General features: G+C 74.1%; 19 protein-coding genes and 1 pseudogene. 15 read left to right on the forward strand and 5 right to left on the reverse strand.

Annotated elements, in window-relative coordinates; translation table 11 throughout:
• Positions 1-15 precede the first annotated feature (15 nt).
• Both ACIGAN_RS21955 and ACIGAN_RS21960 read left to right on the forward strand, forming a co-directional pair.
• On the forward strand, positions 16-1,002 hold the full coding sequence (locus ACIGAN_RS21955; protein ID WP_399859741.1) for a helix-turn-helix transcriptional regulator: 987 nt from the start codon (positions 16-18) through the stop codon (positions 1,000-1,002).
• 56 nt (positions 1,003-1,058) lie between these two features.
• Positions 1,059-1,577: a DUF4240 domain-containing protein gene (locus tag ACIGAN_RS21960; RefSeq protein WP_365087072.1), complete on the forward strand. Its 519-nt coding sequence runs from the start codon at positions 1,059-1,061 to the stop codon at positions 1,575-1,577.
• On the opposite strand, the gene ACIGAN_RS21965 is transcribed toward ACIGAN_RS21960, so the two are convergent.
• Complete coding sequence (locus ACIGAN_RS21965; protein WP_365737894.1) at positions 1,544-2,578, reverse strand: peptidoglycan recognition protein family protein; 1,035 nt, start codon at positions 2,576-2,578, stop codon at positions 1,544-1,546. The genes ACIGAN_RS21960 and ACIGAN_RS21965 overlap by 34 nt on opposite strands.
• A gap of 125 nt (positions 2,579-2,703) precedes the next feature.
• On the opposite strand from ACIGAN_RS21965, the gene ACIGAN_RS21970 reads away from it, so the two are divergent.
• Positions 2,704-3,888, forward strand: a complete 1,185-nt coding sequence (locus tag ACIGAN_RS21970) for a MarP family serine protease (RefSeq protein ID WP_365737892.1) — start codon at positions 2,704-2,706, stop codon at positions 3,886-3,888.
• Positions 3,889-3,904: 16 nt separating this feature from the next.
• On the opposite strand, the gene ACIGAN_RS21975 is transcribed toward ACIGAN_RS21970, so the two are convergent.
• Positions 3,905-4,393, reverse strand: a complete 489-nt coding sequence (locus ACIGAN_RS21975) for a GNAT family N-acetyltransferase (RefSeq protein WP_365086641.1) — start codon at positions 4,391-4,393, stop codon at positions 3,905-3,907.
• Positions 4,394-4,463: 70 nt separating this feature from the next.
• On the opposite strand from ACIGAN_RS21975, the gene ACIGAN_RS21980 reads away from it, so the two are divergent.
• Entirely contained in the window at positions 4,464-5,360 is an 897-nt protein-coding gene (locus ACIGAN_RS21980) for a TIGR01777 family oxidoreductase (protein WP_399859743.1), read from the forward strand.
• Positions 5,361-5,540: 180 nt separating this feature from the next.
• The gene (locus tag ACIGAN_RS21985) at positions 5,541-6,956 is read left to right on the forward strand and encodes an NAD(P)/FAD-dependent oxidoreductase (protein WP_399859746.1); all 1,416 of its coding nucleotides are present in this window, start codon (positions 5,541-5,543) and stop codon (positions 6,954-6,956) included.
• A gap of 78 nt (positions 6,957-7,034) precedes the next feature.
• Here the strand turns inward: ACIGAN_RS21985 and ACIGAN_RS21990 are convergent, their stop codons facing one another.
• Positions 7,035-8,513 (reverse strand): regulator, encoded by a 1,479-nt coding sequence (locus ACIGAN_RS21990; protein WP_365086650.1) that lies wholly within the window; start codon positions 8,511-8,513, stop codon positions 7,035-7,037.
• 238 nt (positions 8,514-8,751) lie between these two features.
• On the opposite strand from ACIGAN_RS21990, the gene lipB reads away from it, so the two are divergent.
• The 4 genes from lipB to ACIGAN_RS22010 all read left to right on the forward strand — a co-directional run bounded on the left by lipB (position 8,752) and on the right by ACIGAN_RS22010 (position 11,866).
• Positions 8,752-9,552, forward strand: coding sequence for a lipoyl(octanoyl) transferase LipB (gene lipB / locus ACIGAN_RS21995; protein WP_365086653.1), 801 nt, complete (start codon positions 8,752-8,754; stop codon positions 9,550-9,552).
• A 95-nt stretch (positions 9,553-9,647) separates the two neighbouring features.
• A complete protein-coding gene (gene lipA / locus ACIGAN_RS22000) occupies positions 9,648-10,613 on the forward strand; it encodes a lipoyl synthase (RefSeq protein ID WP_399859749.1) in 966 nt (321 codons plus the stop codon).
• 260 nt (positions 10,614-10,873) lie between these two features.
• Positions 10,874-11,086: an SCO2195 family GlnR-regulated protein gene (locus ACIGAN_RS22005; RefSeq protein ID WP_365086659.1), complete on the forward strand. Its 213-nt coding sequence runs from the start codon at positions 10,874-10,876 to the stop codon at positions 11,084-11,086.
• Positions 11,087-11,164: 78 nt separating this feature from the next.
• A complete protein-coding gene (locus tag ACIGAN_RS22010) occupies positions 11,165-11,866 on the forward strand; it encodes a DUF4191 domain-containing protein (protein WP_094056590.1) in 702 nt (233 codons plus the stop codon).
• A 68-nt stretch (positions 11,867-11,934) separates the two neighbouring features.
• On the opposite strand, the gene ACIGAN_RS22015 is transcribed toward ACIGAN_RS22010, so the two are convergent.
• Positions 11,935-12,402: an RDD family protein gene (locus ACIGAN_RS22015; RefSeq protein ID WP_365086662.1), complete on the reverse strand. Its 468-nt coding sequence runs from the start codon at positions 12,400-12,402 to the stop codon at positions 11,935-11,937.
• Positions 12,403-12,612: 210 nt separating this feature from the next.
• On the opposite strand from ACIGAN_RS22015, the gene glnA reads away from it, so the two are divergent.
• From glnA to ACIGAN_RS22040, 5 genes and pseudogenes are all read left to right on the forward strand, one after another.
• Positions 12,613-14,022 (forward strand): type I glutamate--ammonia ligase, encoded by a 1,410-nt coding sequence (gene glnA, locus ACIGAN_RS22020; protein ID WP_309096258.1) that lies wholly within the window; start codon positions 12,613-12,615, stop codon positions 14,020-14,022.
• Positions 14,023-14,130: 108 nt separating this feature from the next.
• The gene (locus tag ACIGAN_RS22025) at positions 14,131-14,430 is read left to right on the forward strand and encodes an SCO2583/SCO2584 N-terminal domain-containing protein (protein WP_399859753.1); all 300 of its coding nucleotides are present in this window, start codon (positions 14,131-14,133) and stop codon (positions 14,428-14,430) included.
• Between the two features lie 49 nt (positions 14,431-14,479).
• A pseudogene (locus ACIGAN_RS22030) lies at positions 14,480-14,725 on the forward strand (signal peptidase I); the annotation flags it as partial.
• 65 nt (positions 14,726-14,790) lie between these two features.
• Positions 14,791-16,419, forward strand: coding sequence for an alpha/beta fold hydrolase (locus tag ACIGAN_RS22035; RefSeq protein ID WP_399860085.1), 1,629 nt, complete (start codon positions 14,791-14,793; stop codon positions 16,417-16,419).
• Positions 16,420-16,655: 236 nt separating this feature from the next.
• A complete protein-coding gene (locus tag ACIGAN_RS22040) occupies positions 16,656-17,840 on the forward strand; it encodes a winged helix DNA-binding domain-containing protein (protein ID WP_399859755.1) in 1,185 nt (394 codons plus the stop codon).
• A gap of 230 nt (positions 17,841-18,070) precedes the next feature.
• On the opposite strand, the gene ACIGAN_RS22045 is transcribed toward ACIGAN_RS22040, so the two are convergent.
• Positions 18,071-18,694 carry a TetR/AcrR family transcriptional regulator gene (locus ACIGAN_RS22045; RefSeq protein WP_365737831.1) on the reverse strand — a complete coding sequence of 208 codons (624 nt, stop codon included), beginning with the start codon at positions 18,692-18,694 and terminating at the stop codon, positions 18,071-18,073.
• Between the two features lie 96 nt (positions 18,695-18,790).
• On the opposite strand from ACIGAN_RS22045, the gene ACIGAN_RS22050 reads away from it, so the two are divergent.
• On the forward strand, positions 18,791-19,846 hold the full coding sequence (locus tag ACIGAN_RS22050) for an aldo/keto reductase (protein WP_399859757.1): 1,056 nt from the start codon (positions 18,791-18,793) through the stop codon (positions 19,844-19,846).
• The last annotated feature ends 67 nt before the right edge of the window (positions 19,847-19,913 follow it).

The raw sequence follows: 19,913 nt of genomic DNA on the forward strand, positions 1-19,913 counted from the left end.
CTGCATGATGTGGCCATGCGCGCTGCCCGGCTGATCAAGATGGTGTTGCTGCTCCAGTCCCGGCCCTCCATGACGGCCGCCGAGCTCGCCCGGGAGCTGGAGGTGTCGGAGCGGACGGTGACACGGGACGCGCAGGCGCTGTCGGAGGCGGGCGTGCCCGTCTACGCGGACCGGGGCCGGGCGGGCGGCTACCGGCTCGTCGGCGGGTACCGCACGCGGCTGACCGGGCTGCACCGGGGCGAGGCCGAGGCGCTGTTCCTGTCCGGGGTGCCGGGCGCGCTGCGCGAGATGGGGCTGGAGGACGCGGCCTCGGCGGCCCGGCTGAAGGTGTCGGCGGCGCTGCTGCCCTCCCTCAGGGACGCCTCCCGGACGGCGGCGCAGCGCTTCCACCTGGACGCGCCGAACTGGTTCACGGAGCCGAGGACGCCCGCGCTGCTGCCGGCGGTCGCGGACGCGGTGTGGGACGACCGGCGGATCAGCGCGCGGTACCGGCGCGGCGAGGAGGAGGTCTCGCGGGAGCTGGAGCCGTACGGGCTCGTGCTGAAGGCGGGCGTCTGGTACCTGTGCGCGCGGGTGGCCGGGGGCGCGTCCTTCCGGGTGTACCGGATCGACCGGTTCACGGCGGTGGAGCCGGGCGCGGAGCGCTTCGAGCGGGAGCCGGAGTTCGACCTGCCCGCGTTCTGGGAGGAGCGGGCGGAGCAGTTCGCGCGGTCCATCCTGCGGGCGCGGGTCCTGGTGCGCCTGTCCCCCGAGGGGGTGCGCAGGCTGCCGTACGCGCTGGACTCGCTGTCGGCCCGGGAGGCGCTGGCCGGGGCGGACGCGCCGGACGGCGACGGGTGGGTGACGGTGGACCTGCCGGTGGAGTCCGAGGAGGTCGCCCACACCCAGCTGACGGCGCTGGGCCCGGAGGTGGAGGTTCTGGCCCCGGAGGGCCTGCGGGAGCGGTTCGCGGCGGACGCGGCGCGGCTGGCCCGCCTCTACCGGCCCACCGGCGGCGCATAACGATCCCGCGCACTCCGGGTGCGCCCCTGTGCCCCAGGGCCGATGCTTGACCCGTGATGGACGAGACGGAGTTCTGGGAGCTGGTGGACGACGCCCGCGAGGCCGCCGAGGGCGACCCGGAGGAGCAGGCGGACCTGCTCGTGGAACGGCTCGCCCAGCGGGACCCGGACTCCGTCCTGGACTTCGCCCGGCACTTCGAGTCCCGCTACAACCGCGCCTACCGCTGGGACCTGTGGGGCGCCGCCTGGGTGCTGCTGGACGGGGCCAGCGACGACGCCTTCGACTTCTTCCGGTGCTGGCTGATCGGCCAGGGCCGGGAGGTCTTCGAGGGCGCCCTGCACGACCCGGACGCGCTGGCCGACCTGCTCGGCGACTTCGACGAGGAGATCGACGGCGACGGCGAGGAGCTGGGCTACGCGGCCGACGAGGCCTACGAGCAGCTCACCGGCGTGGTCGCCCCCGATCTGGAGATCCCGCCCGCCCCGGCGGAACCGGAGGGCACCCCCCTGGACTTCGAGGACGAGCAGCTGCTCGCCGAGCGCTATCCGCGGTTGTGGGAGCGCTTCAGGGGCTGATCGGCCGCGGGTGCGGCACGACCGCCGCGACCGCGCGGAGCACCGCCCGGGGACGGCGGCAGGGGGCCCGGGAGCGACGGCGCCGCGCGTTCGCCGCCGTCCTGCCGTGCCTCGGCGGGCCGGCCCTGGAGCCGGGCCGCGAGCTGCCGGATCTCGGGCAGGCGGGCGTGCAGGGCGGCGCCCGGGCAGCTGGTCATGTAGCCGTCGTTGTGCCCGGCCAGGGCGGGCAGTTCGGCGGTGGTGCCGGCCGCGTACCGGCTCAGGCCGTTGCTGGAGACCAGGCGGACGTCGGCCCTCGGGTCGGTGCCGGTCAGGCCCAGCTTCCAGGCGGACAGCGCGGCGATGGAGCGGATCACGGCCCGGGGCACGGGCAGGCCGGCGGTGAAGGTGCCGAGGGCGGCGATGCCGGTGGTGCGGTGGTTGAAGCCCTGGGTGTGGGCGCCGGTGACGGCCCGCTCGACGCCCCCGGCGCGGCCCTCGTAGATCGTGCCGCAGCGGTCGACGACGAAGTTGTAGCCGATGTCGTCCCAGTCGCGGCTGCCGGTCTGGCCGGTGTAGAGGGCCCGGATGATGCGGGGCGCGTCGGCGCAGTCGTAGCCGTTGGGCGAGTCGGTGTGGTGGACGAAGACGGCGGCGACCCGGTCGTCGTAGCGGGGGCGGGGCTGGTCGCGGGCGGCGTCGCCCAGCCAGTGCGAGCGCGGCACGATGGGCGGCCGGGGGGCGGCGTACGGCGTGGCGGCGGAGCGGGCCGGGGCGGCGCGGGCGGGGGTCTCGGCGGCGTTCTCGACGCCGTGGGCGCACAGCACCAGCGCGACGGCGGCGGCGGTCCCCGGCAGGCAGCCGAGCGCGACCCGGGCCGCGCGGGGCACACCGGCCGTGCCGGGTGTCCCGGCGGCGCGGCGCCCCCGCGCACCCCGCCGCCCTCGGTAGACACGCATGGTCCCACTGTCGGCCCGATCCGGTCCGTCCGCGATGTGTGCTGTGCCACCCGGTGGAACCATCGTCACGGTCCGCGACGTTTTTCCGAGTGCACGCGCGCGGGCCGGTTCCGCTCATCCGCGCGGGTGACTGATCACCGGGCCCTTCCCCCACGTACTGAAGGGTTCCGAGAGAAAGGCGGCGTTGCGTGGACCTGCTCGACATCCTGCTGTTGCTGGTCGTCCTGGCCTACGCGGCGTCCGGGTACCGGCGCGGGCTGGTGGCCGGCTGCGTGTCGCTGGCGGGCTTCGTGGGCGGCGCGGTCGTCGGCGTGTGGATCCTGCCGTGGGTCATGGACCTGGTGGAGCCGGGGACGACCCGGGCGACGGTGACGGCGGTGTTCACGGTGCTGCTGCCGGCGGTGGTGGGCCACGAGCTGGCGGGGCGCCTGGCGCTGCGGCTGCGGCGGGAGCTGGACCGGGGGCCGCTCAGGGTGGCGGACGGGATCGGCGGGGCCGTGGCCAACGCGGTCGCCGTGCTGATCGTGGCGTGGGTGGTCGCCAGCGTCCTGGGCGCCTCCTCGTCGCCGCTGGTCACGTCGGCGATCCGGGACTCGCGGCTGCTCGGCGCGGTGCAGCGGACGATGCCGGAGACGACTCCGGCCTGGTTCTCGGAGGCCACCTCCGCGCTGACCCAGGCCGGTTTCCCGCAGGTCTTCAACCCGTTCGAGAACGAGTCGACGGCCGAGGTCGCCCGGCCCTCGGGCGACAGCGTCACGGCGGCCGCGACGGACGCCGCCCGGCGCAGCACGGTGAAGGTCGAGGGCGTCGCGGGCACGCAGGGCCGCGAGGGCAGCGGCTTCGTGTTCGCGCGCGAGCGCGTGATGACCAACGCCCATGTGGTGGCGGGGATCGACGAGCCGACCGTGCAGATCGGCGGGGTCGGGCGGACGTACGAGGCGCGGGTGGTGTCCTTCGACCCGCACAAGGACGTGGCCGTGCTCTACGTGCCGGGTCTGAAGGCGCCGGTGCTCAGGTTCGACGACGACGCCGAGCGCGGCGATTCGGCGGTCGTCGCGGGCTATCCGGAGGACGGCGACCTGAACCTCCAGGCGGCGACGGTCGCCAACCGGGTGCGGGCCACGGGCCAGAACATCTACAACGACGGCACGGCCGTGCGCGAGATCTACTCGATCCGCTCCACGGTCCGCCCGGGCAACTCGGGCGGACCGCTGCTCACCACGGACGGCCGGGTGTTCGGCGTGGTCTTCGCCCGTTCCACCTCGGACGCCGAGACGGGGTACGTGCTGACGGCGGACGAGGTGGCCCCGGACGCCGAGCGGGCGGCCGGCGCGACGGCGCCGGTGGACACGGGCGAGCCGGCGGCGTCGTAGCGGGCTGTCGCCCGGCTCAGAGGAAGCGGCCCATGAACACGTCGTCGACGTACGCGCCGTCGAGGAAGAACTCCTCGGGCAGGACGCCCTCCACGGCGAACCCCTCGGACGCGTAGAGCGTGCGCGCGGGCGTGTTGTGGGCCAGCACGCGCAGGGTCAGGCGCCGCGCGCCCTGCCGCCGGGCCTCCTCCGCCGCCGCCCGCAGCAGGGCCCGGGCGACGCCGTGCCCGCGGGCCTCCTCGGCGACGGCCAGCCCGCGGATCATCCGGACGTGGGCGTTGCAGGCCAGCGGCGTCGCCGTGCCCAGCCGGAGGTAGCCGGCGAGGGTCCCGTCGAGTTCGGCGACGAGGCACTGCGCCCTCGGGTCCCGCTCGCTGAAGAAGGGGCCGTACGGGGGTTCGGGCCGGGGCTGGACGGCGTGCAGCGGGGACCAGGTGGCGCGGTCGAGCCGTCCCAGGGCGTCGTCGTCCTCGGGGCGCGCGGGGCGTATGTGCGGAGTGGGCATGGGGGCACGTTACGTCGGGCGCGCGCCGCCCCGGCGGGGGTTTTCTCCCGCGGGCGGGCAAGATTGAGCCATGCGACGCATCGCGGTGACCGGCGCCTCCGGTCTCATCGGCAGCGCCCTCGTGCGGTCCCTGACCGCGGACGGGCACCACGTGGTGCGCCTCGTGCGCCGTACGCCGCGCACGGAGGACGAGGTCCGGTGGGACCCGGAGGGCGGGCGCGCGGACGCGGCCGGGCTCGCCGGGTGCCACGCGGTGGTCAATCTGGCGGGGGCCGGGGTCGGCGACCGCCGCTGGACGGACGCCTACAAGCGCCGCGTCCGCGACAGCCGGGTGAACGGCACGGCGGCGCTCGCCCGGGCGGTCGCCGCACTGGACGACGGGGACCGGCCGCGAGTGCTGGTCAACGGCAGCGCCATCGGCTACTACGGCGAGACGGGCGACCGGGTGGTGGACGAGGACGCGCCGCCCGGGACGGGTTTCCTGCCCGAGCTGTGCGTGGAGTGGGAGGCGGCGGCGGACCCGGCGCGGCAGGCCGGTGTCCGCACGGTGTTCACCCGGACCGGTCTCGTGGTGTCCCGCCACGGCGGGGCGTGGGGGCGGCTGTTCCCGCTCTTCCGGGCGGGTCTGGGCGGGCGGCTGGGCGACGGGCGGCAGTACTGGTCGTTCGTCGCGCTGCACGACGAGGTCGCCGCGATCCGGCATCTGATCGACACCGACGGCCTGTCGGGGCCGTTCAACCTGACCGCCCCGAACCCGCTGACCAACCGTGAGATCACGGCGGCGATGGGGCGGGTGCTGCACCGGCCGACGCCGTTCGCCGTGCCCGCGCCCGTGCTGCGGTCGGTGCTCGGCGAGATGGCCGGGGACGTCCTCGGCAGCGCCCGGGTGGTGCCGAAGCGGCTGCTGGAGTCGGGTTTCCGGTTCGCGTTCCCGGACATCGAGGGGGCGATCCGGGCGGCTCTGTGACCCCTGCGGCCCCTTCACGCCCACCCGGCGTCCGTATGCGACCGCCGTGCGACCGTGCCCTGCCGATGCGCGACTCCCGCTGACCGATCACGGCCCTACCCTCGACCAGAACTCGCGTATCCCTGCGGCCTGTTGAGGGCATGACGTCTCCAGCGCCCGCGCAACCTCGAGGAGGGGCACGTGCTTGAGCCCGCGTACCAGGCGGACGTGGTCGTCGTGGGGGCCGGGGTCGCCGGACTCTCGGCCGCGCACCGGCTGACCAGCGCAGGAGTGACGACCATGGTCCTGGAGGCCGCCCACGGGGTCGGCGGCCGCATGGCGACGGAGAAGATCGACGGCTTCCGGCTCGACCGGGTCGGCCAGTTGCTGTCCACCGCGTATCCGGAACTACGACTGACACCCGGTCTCGGCGGGCTGGCCCTGCGGCCCTTCGCGCCCGGTGTCCTGCTGCACGGTGACGGCCGCCACCACCGGGCGGGCGTCCAGCCGGGCACCGGGGGCGCACGGGGCGCACTGCACGCGGTGCGCGCGCTGGCGGGCGCGCCCCGCTCGCCCTCCGCGCCGAGGCCCCCCAGGTCGCCCCGGAGGCCGGCGGCCGTGCCCGGCCGGCAGGTCTCGGTGCCCCGGAGCCGCTCCGGCGCCCCGCTGGGCACGGCCGTGGACCAGGCCCGGCTGGGGGCCGCGCTGACCCGGCTGGCGGGCACCCCGGCCGAACGACTGCTGGCCCGCCCGGAGTTGCCCGCGGGTGAGGCCCTGGCGGCGCGCGGGCTGCCCGCCCGGACGATCGACGGCTTCCTGCGCCCGCTGCTCGCCGCCCTGCTGTGCGACCCGGACCTGACGACGTCCAGCCGGTGCGCGGACCTCGCGCTGCGCGCCTTCGCGAGCGGCCGGCTGTGCCTGCCGGAGGGCGGCGCCGAGGCACTGCCGGAGCGGCTGGCGGGGATGCTGCCGGCGGGCACGGTGCACACGGGCGTGCGGGTCACCTCCGTCTCGACGACCTCGGTGACCACGGCGGAGCACGGCGTGATCCGGTGCCGGGCGGTGCTGGTGGCCACGGGCGCGCGGGCCGCGGCGGGGCTGCTGCCCGGGTTGCGGGTGCCGGAGTTCCACCCGGTGACGGTGGTGCACCACACGACGGACGAGCCGCCGGGGACGGGTTCCGCCCTGCTGCTCGACGCGGACCTGGGCGGCCCGGTCGCGCACACGGCGGTGGTCAGCCAGGTCGATCCGTCCCGGGCTCCGGCGGGGCGGGCGCTGGTGTCGTCGACCGTGCTCGGGCGGCCGCCGGGGGACATCGACACGGCCGTGCGGATGCACCTGGCGCGGCTGTACGGGGTGTCGACGGCCCGCTGGGAGACGCTGGCCGTGTTCCGGACGGCCGAGGCCGTGCCGGCGATGCGGCCGCCGCATGATCTGCGGCGGCCGGTGCGGTTGCTGGCGGGGCTGTACGTGTGCGGGGACCACCGCGACACCAGTACCGTGCAGGGCGCCCTGCACAGCGGTCACCGGGCTTCCGCGGCGATCCTGGCGGATCTGGGCGCGGGGCGGTCGATGCATGCCGCCGATCCGCTGCCGACGGTGCCGAGGGCCGCGTAGGCGCCTCGCCGGGTTGCGGGTGCACCGGGGGCGCGGCGGGGGCCGCACGTCGGCACCGCCCCCCGCCCCCGGGCCACCTCACCCCAGGGCCGCCACCTTGTCGCGGTAGGTCCGCACGGGCGCCGCGTCCTTGTACGGCTCCAGCCGCCGCTCGAAGTCCCGCACGTACTCCACCGCCCTGACCGAGCGCATCTCCGCCGCCTGGCCCGCCGCCTCGGCCGCCAGCTGGCAGGCCTGGTCGAGTTCGCCGAGGCCCAGCCGGGCGGTGGCGAGGACGACACGGCAGAACAGGCGGCTGCGGGCGTAGGACGGGGCCCGCAGTTGCAGGGAGCGTTCCGCGTGCTGGGCGGCGGCGCGGAACTGCTGCAGGTCGCGGTGGCAGTGGCCGAACTCGTCGGCGAGCTGGGCCTCGTCGAAGAACTTCGCCCAGTGCGGCACGTCGTCCCCCGGCCGGGCCGTCTCCAGGGCGCGCTCGGCGCGGACCAGGGCGGCGGTGCAGGCCCGGACCTCGCCGAGCACCCCGTGCCCGCGCGCCTCGGAGGCGTGCAGCAGGGCCTGGACGACGGGCGGGCCCGAGGTGCCGACGCCCTGCTGGGCCACGCGGGCCAGCTGGACGGCCTCGCGCCCGTGCCCGAGGTAGACGGCCTGCCGGCTCATGGTGACCAGCACGTACGCCCCGTACGCCCGGTCGCCGGCGGCCTGGGCCAGCCGCAGCGCCTGCACGAAGTAGCGCTGTGCCAGCCCGTGCGCGGCGATGTCGTACGAGGTCCAGCCGGCCAGCCGGGTCAGGTCGGCGGCGGCGGCGAACAGGCGGCGGCCGGTCTGCTCGCCGTAGGTGCCGCGCAGCATGGGCTCGCACTCGTGCTCCAGGTAGCGCACGAGGGCCTGGCGGGCGTGGCCGCCGCCGTAGGCGTCGTCGAGGGTGCGGAACAGCTCGCCGACCGAGCGCAGCGCGGCGATGTCGCCGGCGGTGACCCGCTGGCCGGGTCCGCGCTCGGCCTGGCCGCGCTGGCGGGGCAGGACGGGCACGCCCTGCTCGGCCGTGGCCGGGAAGCGGGCGGCGGGGCGGCCCTGGGCCGGGATGCGCGCGGCGGTCGGCTCGCCCCGGGCCACCTTCTCGTCGGCCCGGCCGATCAGCCAGTCCCGGCTGGGCACGACGAGCCCGGCCGGGGTGAAGGCGATCTTCCGCAGCTCGGCGTGGCTGCCGGAGTCCTTGCGCCACAGCCCGCTGACGATGTCGACGGCCTCCTCGGGGGTGGCGGCGAACTCCAGGCCCGCGTAGACGGGGGCGCAGGCGTCCAGGCCGAGGTCCTGGGCGGTGAGGCGGCGGCCCAGGCGCCGGGTGAAGACCTCGGCGATCAGTGCGGGCGTGGTCCCCCGGGGCTGCTGGCCGCGCAGCCACCGGGTGACGGAGGTCTTGTCGTATCTGAGGTCGAGCCCGTGTTCGAGACCGAGCTGGTCCACGCGACGGGCGAGTCCCGCGTTGGAGAACCCCGCTTCTGCGATGAGCGCGGCGAGCTGTCGGTTGGGGGTGCGCTGCGCGGGTCGTTCCGTCATCTGCGGTGCGGTCTCCTGCCTTCCGGCCTTCGTGGTGTGCGCGGATTGCCTGTGAGCAGGCCTTATGCCTTGCTGGACGGCGCGAATGTAGCGGAGAGTAAGCACCCCATCACACATTTTCCCGGACATTCATCCGATCGTGTGAGGATTGACCCCGGGACTGACGCGTGCGGGCCGGACGTACAGTGGCTTGGGCGCGATACGTGCCTTACACACCCGTTCGAGGGAGGCGCTTGCCGTGAGTGAGTTGCGGTTCGTCCGTATGGGGTTCGGTGACGAGGCCGTCGAGTACCAGGAGGCGTGGGACGAGCAGCGCCGGGTGCACGCGGCGCGCTTCGCCGACGAGGTCCCCGACACCGTACTGCTCCTGGAGCACCCGCCGGTCTACACGGCCGGCCGGCGCACGGCGGACAACGAGCGCCCCCTGGACGGCACGCCGGTCATCGACGTGGACCGCGGCGGCAAGATCACCTGGCACGGCCCCGGGCAGCTGGTCGGCTACCCGATCCAGAAGCTGCCCCGCCCCGTGGACGTGGTCGCCCACGTCCGCCGCCTGGAAGAGGCCCTGATCCGCACCTGCGCCGAGTTCGGGCTGGAGACCACCCGGGTCGAGGGGCGCAGCGGCGTGTGGGTCCTGGGCGACCCCGTGGAGCAGCGCCCCTCACTCGGCGGGCTCTCCCTGGACTTCGACCCGCGCCTGCACGACGAGGAGTTCGACCCGCGGCTGAACGGCCCGGAGTACGCCCCGTCCAACGCCGGCCAGCGCCGCGAGGACCGCAAGATCGCCGCCATCGGCATCCGGGTCGCCAAGGGCGTCACGATGCACGGCTTCGCGCTCAACGTGAACCCCGACAACAAGTGGTTCGACCGGATCATCCCCTGCGGCATCCGCGACGCGGGCGTGGCCTCCCTCGCCGGCGAGCTGGGCCGGGACGTGACGATCGAGGAGGTCCTGCCCGTGGTGGAGCGCCACCTGCGCGACGTGCTGGAGAACGCCGAGCTGAAACCGCGGGAGATCGAGCGGACCCCGGCGGCATAAAAGTCCGCGGGGAGCGGCTGACACCACACAGAGGCATTCAAATCCACGGGCGTACCCTTGAGGACGCCGAAGAATCAAACGCTAGGGAGCCGGTCGTGTCCGCAGTCGCACCCGACGGACGCAAGATGCTGCGCCTGGAGGTCCGCAACAGCCAGACCCCCATCGAGCGCAAGCCCGAGTGGATCAAGACCCGGGCGAAAATGGGCCCCGAGTACACGAAGATGCAGAACCTCGTGAAGAGCGAGGGCCTGCACACGGTCTGCCAGGAAGCCGGCTGCCCGAACATCTACGAGTGCTGGGAGGACCGGGAGGCCACCTTCCTCATCGGCGGCGACCAGTGCACCCGGCGCTGCGACTTCTGCCAGATCGACACCGGCAAGCCCGAGGCGCTCGACCGCGACGAGCCGCGCCGCGTGGGTGAGTCCGTGGTCGCGATGGACCTGAACTACGCCACGATCACCGGCGTCGCCCGCGACGACCTGGCCGACGGCGGCGCCTGGCTGTACGCGGAGACCGTGCGCCAGATCCACCAGCAGACGGCGGACCGCGAAGGCGGCCACACCAAGGTCGAGCTGCTCGCCCCCGACTTCAACGCCGTGCCGGAGCTGCTGGAGGAGGTCTTCGCCTCCCGCCCCGAGGTCTTCGCGCACAACGTCGAGACCGTCCCGCGCATCTTCAAGCGCATCCGCCCCGGCTTCCGCTACGAGCGCTCCCTGAAGGTCATCACCGAGGCCCGCGACTACGGCCTGGTCACCAAGTCGAACCTGATCCTCGGCATGGGCGAGACCCGCGAGGAGGTCAGCGACGCGCTGAAGCAGCTGCACGACGCGGGCTGCGAACTCGTCACCATCACGCAGTATCTGCGGCCCTCCGTGCGGCACCACCCGGTGGAGCGCTGGGTCAAGCCGCAGGAGTTCGTGGAGCTGCAGCAGGAGGCCGAGCAGATCGGCTTCTCCGGCGTGATGTCCGGCCCGCTGGTGCGCTCCTCGTACCGCGCCGGGCGGCTCTACCGGATGGCCATGGAGCAGCGGGACGCGCGCATCGCGGCCCAGGCCGTCTGACGAGCCGTCACCGCTCTTCCCCACCGAGGGGAGGGCAAGCGTGTGAATTCCCGCACAAGACGCTACCGGCGGGTAGCGACCGATATGACGCGGTCCTGACCGTCCTCGCAGATGAGGACACCTGTCAGGGCCGCGTCGGCGTTCCGCCGCTCCCCGCCGGGGCTTCATGGGTGTTTGACCGGTCGGTCACGCCCTGGTAACACCAAACAGTGACGCTGGACTCACAGCACGTACACCCGTACCGAGGGGGGACCTCACCCATGCAGGCCGCGCCTGTTCGCGCCACCGCGATCCCGTCCTTCACGACCGCCCTGCGCGCCGTGGAGTCGCTGCTGCTGAGCGGCGGTCAGCGCACCGCCCGTCGCAACGCCTGGACCTCCGTGCTGGAGGACCGCCGTCGCGCCAAGGACCGGGTCGAGGCGCAGCGCGTCCTCGAGCAGTCCCTCACCCGCTCCGTCTCCGTCCGCCCCTGAGTCCGGGCCCCCTCCCCCACGGGGTCCCCGCGGACACTGCCGTCGTCCGCGCTCGTCGGGCCACGTAGACTTCGTGCCATGGCGAGGAAGGAAACCGCAGCGGACGCTGCGAACACCGGGCGACTGAAGCAGATCGCCCTGACCTACAAGATGACCCGCAGGGCCGACAAGAAGATCGGTCTTGTACTCGCGGCTGTCGGAATCGTCACCTTCGGTGTCTTCCTCGCGATCGGTTTCTTGATCGGTCACCCCATCTATCTCGGCATCCTGGGCCTTCTGCTCGCCTTCCTCGCGACGGCGATCGTGTTCGGGCGCCGGGCCGAGCGGGCCGCCTTCGGGCAGATGGAGGGCCAGCCCGGCGCCGCGGCGGCGGTGCTCGACAACATCGGCCGGGGGTGGACGACGACCCCCGCGGTGGCGATGAACCGCAATCAGGATGTGGTGCACCGCGCGGTCGGCAAGGCGGGCATCGTGCTGGTCGCCGAGGGCAACCCGAACCGGGTGAAGACCCTGCTGGCCGCCGAGAAGCGGAAGATGAACCGCATCGTCGCGGACGTCCCGGTGCACGACCTGGTCGTGGGCACGGGCGAGGGCCAGGTCGAGCTGAAGAAGCTGCGCACGACCATGCTGAAGCTGCCGCGCGTGCTGACCGGCCCGCAGGTCACCGCCACCAACGACCGGCTGCGCGCGCTGGGGGACCTGATGAGCAACATGCCGCTGCCGAAGGGGCCGATGCCGAAGGGCATGCGGCTGCCGAAGGGCGGGCCGAAGGCCCGCTGACCCCCGCAACGCGTGCGACGAAGGGGCGCCCGGATCACTCCGGGCGCCCCTTCGTCGTACGGCGGACCTCAGATGCGGACCTCGACCGTGCCCGCGAGCCGGTCGTGCAGGCCGCGGCCGTCGCGGTCCCAGATCAGGGCGGGGATGGCGAGGAAGAGCAGGACCGTGCGCAGGGCGGAGCGCCAGGGGCTGACGCGGCCGGTCTCCAGGGCCAGCACGCGCAGGCCGAACAGGCGCTTGCCCGGGGTGAAGCCGACCGTACCGACGGTGAGCACCATCAGCGCGAACATGATCAGCGGCGCCCAGATCTGCGCCGCCTCGTTGTAGCTCTGGGTGATGAGGCCGTATGCGATCAGGAGGCTGAGGCCCCAGTCCACGGCGAGGGCGCCCAGACGCCGGCCCGGGCGGGCGATCGAGCCGGGCCCCTCCTCGGGCAGACCGAGCTGCTCGCCCCGGTAGCCGAAGTCGACACCGGCCTCTTCCGCGGCCGCGCGGGGCCCGGAGAGCCACGATCCGAGTGCTTGCCTGTTGTCCACCCGTCCACGGTACTGCGCCCCTATATGACCGGAGCACGGCGGGGTGCGCCGGGGCTACGGTGGAAGGAGAGCCGGTTAACTTGTGCGAAACAAATGAGTCACGCCCGAGAAATCACCCGTCCCTAGGGTCGGGGACAGCGTGTGCCACCCGCACTGGCCGCACGATCGAACTACCACCCCGGCGGGACGGTCGGGAGTAGGAGGAGCTGGATGTTCCAGAACGCCGACGAGGCCAAGAAGTTCATCGCGGACGAGGACGTCAAGTTCATCGACGTCCGCTTCTGCGACCTCCCGGGCGTGATGCAGCACTTCACGGTGCCTGCGGAGGCGTTCGACGCCGACGAGGAGCTCGCCTTCGACGGCTCCTCGATCCGGGGTTTCCAGGCCATTCACGAGTCCGACATGGCGCTGCGCGCGGACCTGTCGACCGCCCGGGTCGACCCGTTCCGCCGGGACAAGACGCTGAACATCAACTTCTTCATCCACGACCCGATCACGGGCGAGCAGTACTCCCGTGACCCGCGCAACGTGGCGAAGAAGGCCGAGGCCTACCTGGCGTCCACCGGGATCGCCGACACGGCGTACTTCGGTCCCGAGGCCGAGTTCTACGTCTTCGACTCCGTCCGCTTCGCGACCAGCGCGAACGAGTCCTTCTACCACATCGACTCCGAGGCCGGCGCCTGGAACACCGGTGCGCTGGAGGACAACCGCGGCTACAAGGTCCGGTACAAGGGCGGCTACTTCCCGGTCCCGCCGGTCGACCACTTCGCCGACCTGCGTGCCGAGATCTCCCTGGAGCTGGAGCGGGCCGGCCTGAAGGTCGAGCGCCAGCACCACGAGGTGGGCACCGCCGGCCAGGCCGAGATCAACTACAAGTTCAACACGCTGCTCGCCGCCGCCGACGACCTCCAGCTCTTCAAGTACATCGTGAAGAACGTGGCGTGGAAGAACGGCAAGACCGCGACCTTCATGCCGAAGCCGATCTTCGGTGACAACGGCTCGGGCATGCACGTCCACCAGTCGCTGTGGGCCGGCGGCCAGCCCCTCTTCTACGACGAGGCCGGTTACGCGGGCCTGTCGGACACCGCCCGCTACTACATCGGCGGCATCCTCAAGCACGCCCCGTCGCTGCTGGCCTTCACCAACCCGACGGTGAACTCCTACCACCGCCTGGTGCCCGGCTTCGAGGCCCCGGTCAACCTGGTGTACTCGCAGCGCAACCGCTCCGCGGCCATGCGCATCCCGATCACCGGCTCGAACCCGAAGGCCAAGCGCGTCGAGTTCCGCGCGCCCGACTCCTCCGGCAACCCGTACCTGGCCTTCTCCGCGCTGCTGCTGGCGGGCCTGGACGGCATCAAGAACAAGATCGAGCCGGCCGAGCCGATCGACAAGGACCTCTACGAGCTGGCCCCCGAGGAGCACGCGGGCGTCCCGCAGGTCCCGACCTCCCTCCCGGCGGTCCTGGACTCCCTGGAGGCCGACCACGAGTTCCTCCTCCAGGGCGACGTCTTCACGCCGGACCTGATCGAGACGTGGATCGACTTCAAGCGCACGAACGAGATCGCACCGCTGCAGCTGCGCCCGCACCCGCACGAGTTCGAGCTGTACTTCGACGTGTGATCGGCACCTGACCGAAGCGGATCGTCCGCGCCCCCGTTGTGCTCGCACAGCGGGGGCGCGGGCGTTTGTTCTACTCTGCTGACAGGACCACACGGGGGTGGAGCGGCGATGCCCGAGCACGAACAGGACTTCCCGGAGCGCGAGTTCGATCTCCGCTGGGCGGACCGGGCCGAGCACAAGGAGCCCTCGGCCAGGGCCCGGATGCTCGCCGCGCGGTGGAAGGACAATCCGCCCGGGCCGGTGCCGTTCCGGGCCGATCCGGAGCACGGGCGGTCACGACGGCGGGGTCTGCGGTCGCGGCAGCGGTCCTCCTCGCGGTCGCCCTGGGTCTCGACGGCCTTGGTGCTCGGCTGCGTGGCGGCGTTGATCGTGCTGCTCGGCTACACCGGCTTCCGCCCGCCTCACTAGCCGGCCGCCCCGGGGCGGCTGCTAGCGTCCGGGCGCGTGGACGACGGGGGGGGTGCACCCGCGGGGCGAGGCGCGTTCGCGGTGGGTGCGGGGTGAGGAGCGGACGGCGCTGCTGGTCCTGATCAGCGGGCGCTTCCGCGTCGAACTGCCCGGGCGCAGCGTTCTGCTGGAGCGGCAGGGGGACTACGTGGTGTGGGGGCGCGGGGTCGATCACTCCTGGCGTGCGGAGGAGGAGTCGGTGGTGCTCACCGTGCGGTGGCCGTCCGTGCCCGGGTACGCGGTGGCCGAGGGCTGACGTCTTCGCCGGTCCGGGGGCGCGCCGCGTGAGTGAATGGCCGTATGAGCGAGCCGATGCCTGCCATGCGAACCGAGTTCACGCACGCCGCCGACGGTGAAACGCTCAGCGGCTGGTACGCCGACGCCGGTGACGCGGGGGCGGCGACCGCCGTCCTGCTGCACGGCGCCGGCCACGGGAGCAAGGAGCGGCTGCTGCCGCTGCTGGAGGAGTTCGCCGCCCACGGCTGCCACGCCCTCGCCTTCGACTTCTCGGGGCACGGGAAGAGCAGCGGCCGGCTGCGGGAGCTGAGCCTGCGCCGCCGGTTCGACCAGGCCGTCTCCGTGATCGACGCGCGCGTGGCCGCGCACGCGCCGCTGGTCCTGGTCGGCTTCAGCATGAGCGGCCAGACGGTGGCCGACCTGGTGCGGCACTACGGGGACCGGGTGGTGGCCCTGGGCCTGTGCGCGCCGGCGGTGTACGCGGCCGAGGCGTGGAACGTGCCGTTCGGCGACGGGGACGGACGGTTCAGCGCGCTCATCCGGCGACCCGGGAGCTGGCGCGAGTCGCCCGCGCTCGACGTGCTGCGGGGCTACGAGGGCCGGGCGGTGCTCGCGGTGCCGGGCACGGACGAGGTCATTCCGCCCGCCGTGACCGAGGCCGTCTCGGCGGCGCTGGCCCGGCGTGCCCAGTTCACCCACTGGGAACTGCCCGCGGCGGAACACCGGTTGGGGCCGTGGTTCCGCGACCACCCGGAGGACCGGCGGGAGTTCGTCACGTCCCTGCTGGCCGGGCTCGGCGAGCAGGGCTGGACGGCCACGCGCGCCTGGGTGGCCGCACAGCTTCCCGCGGGCCGCCGGGTCGTGAAGTCCGCCTTCCTGACCGGCGGTTGGAGCGCCCAGTCGCGGCGGCTCACCCTCGACGACGGCACCGCCCTGGCGCTGCGGACCTTCGTGGCGCCCTTCTTCCGGCGCCACGCGCCCGGGCTGCTGGCCCGCGAGGCGGCCGTGCTCACCCTGCTGGCCGGGCAGGAGGACGTGCCGGCGCCGGAGCTGATCGGCGTGGACGCGGCCGCCGAGCACGGTGACCATCCGTCGCTGCTGATGACGGTGGTGCCGGGGCGGGTCCGGGTCGACGAGGAGGACCTCGGCCTTCGGATGGAGCTGCTGGCGGCCCAACTGGCCGCGATCCACCGGGTGGTGCCCGGGCAGCGGCCCCGCCCGTACCAGGCGTGGACGTCGCCGGAGCGGGTGAACGCGCCGGAGGGCGGGGTGTGGCAGCGGGCGGTGGACGTGCTGCGCCGCGACCCGCCCCCGTACGAGGGGTGCTTCCTGCACCGGGACTTCCATCCCGGGAACGTGCTGTTCACCGGCTCGGGGGCCGGGCTGCGCGTCAGTGGTGTCGTCGACTGGGTGGAGACCTCGTGGGGGCCCGCCGACCTGGATGTCGCCCACTGCTCCACGGCGCTGGCGCTGCTGCACGGAGCGGAGTACGGCCTGGGGTTCCGGGACCGTTACACGGCTCACGGCGGCCGGCGCCTGGCCGACGGCCCGGACCATCTGTACTGGCGGCTGCTCGACGCACTGGCCTACGCCCCGGACGCGGCGAAGCTGGCGGGCCCGTGGCGGGAGCTGGGCCGGACCGATCTGACACCGGAGGTGCTGGGAGCGCGGCTGGAGACGTACGTGACGGGGCTGCTGGAGCGCTACGCCTGAGACGGACCGGTCGCGCTGCGCCCGAAACCGGCCGGTCGTGCGGCGGCAGGGGCGGACCGCCCCCGGGACGGGCCGGTCGGGCCGCGCCTGAGGCGGGCCGGTCGGGCCGCCCCAGCCATGAGCCGGTCGGGCCGGCCCGAGGCCGGCCGCTCGCTGTCGCGCGGCTGGTCGCGGTCGCTGTCAGTGGTGACCGCCATGATGCTGTCCCGTAGGCGAACGCGCGGAGGGAGGCCGGGATGGCGGCGGAGCGGTACATCGGTGTGGCGGAGCGGCGGGCGCGGCTCGCGCTGCGCCACCGGCTGGCCGGGCAGGCCCGTGCGGCCACGCCCGAGGCGGTCGCCGACGCGCTCGTCGCGCTGCACGGCACGGACCCGGCGACGGTGTACCTGGCGGTGGGCGCGCGGCTCGCGGACCCGGCGAAGACGGTGGAGGAGACCGGGCGGGCGCTGTACGAGGACCGTTCCCTGGTGCGGATGCACGGGATGCGGCACACGGTGTTCGTGTTCCCCACGGCCCTGACCGCCGTCGTGCACGCCTCGACGGGCCTGGCGGTGGCCGCGCGGGAGCGGGCCGCGCTGCTGCAGCACATGGCGGCGGCGGGGGCGCCGGACGCGGCCTGGCTGAAGGAGGTCGAGGAGTCGACGCTGGCCGCCCTCGCCCGGCGCGGACAGGCCACGGCCGCCGAACTCGCCCGCGACGAGCCGCGGTTGAGGGAGCAGTTCGTGTACGCGGCCGGCAAGAGCTACGAGGGGGTGCACACGGTCTCCACCCGCCTGCTGAAGGTGCTCGGCGCGGAGGGGAAGGTCGTCCGTGGCCGGCCGCTCGGCTCCTGGACGTCCAGCCAGTTCCGCTGGGCCCTCGCGCCCGAGCACCCCGAGCTGGACGAGGCCCGGGCCCGGGCGGAGCTGCTGGGGCGGTGGCTCGCCGCGTGCGGTCCGGCGACCGAGGCGGACCTGAAGTGGTGGACGGGGTGGCGGGTGACGCAGGTCCGCGCGGCGCTGGCCGCGATCGGGGCGCGGCCGGTGTCGCTGGACGGGGGCACGGGCTATGTGACGGAGGACGACACCGAGCCGGCGCCGACGCCGGACGAGCCCTGGGCCGCGCTCCTGCCGGGCCTCGACCCCACGGCCATGGGCTGGCAGCAGCGCGACTGGTATCTCGCACCGGAGCTGCGGCCCGCCCTGTTCGACCGCAGCGGCAATGTGGGACCGACGGTGTGGTGGAACGGGCGGGTGATCGGCGGCTGGGCCCAGCGGGCCGACGGGGAGATCGTCTGGCGGATCCTCGACGAGGAGGGCGTCGGCCGGGAGACCCGCACGGCGATCGAGACGGCGGCCCGACGGCTCACCGCCTGGCTGGGGACGACAAGGATCACGCCCCGCTTCCGCACGCCCCTGGAGAAGGAACTGACGGCACGCTGAGCGACGGCCGGGAGTCGCCGACGGTCGGGGCTCAGCCGCGGGCGCACCCCACGGTCACCCTCAGCCGCAGCCGCACCCCCAGGTCACCCTCAGCCACGGGCGCACCCCCCGGTCACTTCACCCTCGGCCGCAGCCACCCGCGATGCCAGTCGCCCCGATTCGTCCCCCCATCCCCGGCACCCTCAGCCGCCCGCAACGCCAGTCGCCTTAGAGCCGCCCCCGCACCCCCGTCACCCCCCGGCAGGGCCCCGCACGTACACCCCCGCCCGGGTCGCGATCACCGCTGCCTTCGCCGCGCGGTCGGCCACGGTCTCGTCGAGGCGGCCGCCGCTGACGAGCAGGTGGTAGTAGAGCGGAGCGGACACCGCGCGGATCACCTCGTGCGCGTCCGTGCCCTCGGGCGCCTCGCCCCGGTCGACGGCCTGCCGGACGCAGGGGGCCCACTCGCGGACGCGGATGTCGTAGAAGCGGTGCAGTGCGGCGGCCGTCCTCTCGTCCCCGGTCGCGGCGGCGATCAGCGCCTTGAACAGCGCGCCCTGCCGAGGATCCGTCAGGGTCCGGTGCACGAGCCGGGCGTTGGCCGTCAGGTCGCCGAGCAGGGAACCGGTCTCGGTGCGCGGCGCGGACTGCTCGGCCATGTCCGCCAGGAGGTCGGCCACCAGCCCGGTCACCGTCCCCCAGCGGCGGTAGACGGTCGTCTTGCCCACTCCCGCGCGGCGGGCGATGTCGGCCAGGTCCAGGCCGGTGAAGCCCTGCTCGGTCAGGGCGTCCTCGGCCGCGCGCAGCACGGCCTCCCGCACCCGGGCCGTACGCCCACCGGGCCGCAGCGTCCCCGGCTCGCCTCCGTCAGCCATAACGGTACTCCTGTTCCCTTAAGCGCCTCGCCCTGCTAGCGTAATCACCACTAACGGAACTACAGACCCGTTAGCATTGACCGAGGAGGGTCCGCGATGGAATACAGGCGATTGGGCGCGTCCGGGCTGATGGTCCCCGCGCTGAGCTTCGGCGCCGGCACCATCGGCGGCCGGGGCCCGCTGTTCGGGGCATGGGGCACGACCGACGCGCGGGAGGCGCGCCGCCTGGTGGACATCTGCCTGGACGCCGGCGTCACGCTGTTCGACACCGCCGACGTCTACTCCGCCGGCGCGTCCGAGGAGGTGCTCGGCCAGGCGATCAAGGGCCGCCGGGACCGGGTGCTCGTCTCCACGAAGACCGGCCTGCCGACGGGCGACGGCCCGGGCGACGCGGGCACCTCGCGCTCCCGGCTGATCGCCGCCTGCGAGGACGCCCTGCGCCGGCTGGGCACCGACCACATCGACCTGTTCCAGCTCCACGCCTTCGACGCCGGCACACCGGTCGACGAGGTGCTGGACGCCCTGGACATCCTGGTCCGGGCGGGCAAGGTGCGCTACACCGGCGTCTCCAACTTCTCCGGCTGGCAGCTGATGAAGTCCCTCGCCGCCGCGGACCGGCTCGGCCGCCCCCGCCATGTGGCCCACCAGGTGTACTACTCCCTCGTCGGCCGCGACTACGAGTGGGAGCTGCTGCCGCTCGCCCGCGACCAGGGCCTCGGCGCCCTGGTGTGGAGCCCGCTCGGCTGGGGCCGCCTCACCGGCCGCGTCCGCCGCGGCACCCCGCTCCCGCCCGGCAGCCGGCTGCACGGCACCGCCGACTACGGTCCACCGGTCGACGACGAGCACCTCTACCGCGTGGTCGACGTCCTGGACGAGATCGCGCGGGAGACGGGCCGGGCCGTCCCGCAGATCGCCCTCAACTGGCTGCTGCGCCGCCCCACCGTCTCCTCCGTCATCATCGGCGCCCGCGACGAGCGGCAGCTGCGCCAGAATCTCGGCGCCGTCGGCTGGAGCCTGACCCCCGAGCAGGTGGCGCGACTGGACGCGGCGAGCCACCGCCCGGCGCCGTACCCGTACTTCCCCTACGAGCGCCAGGAGGGCTTCGCCCGGCTGAACCCGCCGGTGTTCGCCGCGCCGGAGCGGGCGGCGTGACCCGGCGCCGGGCACCCCACCCGGCCGGGCACCCCGCCCGGCAGGGCACCCGGCGCTCGCGGACGGT

The sequence above is a fragment of the Streptomyces sp. NPDC085931 genome (genome assembly GCF_044540565.1).
Taxonomy (GTDB): Bacteria; Actinomycetota; Actinomycetes; order Streptomycetales; family Streptomycetaceae; genus Streptomyces.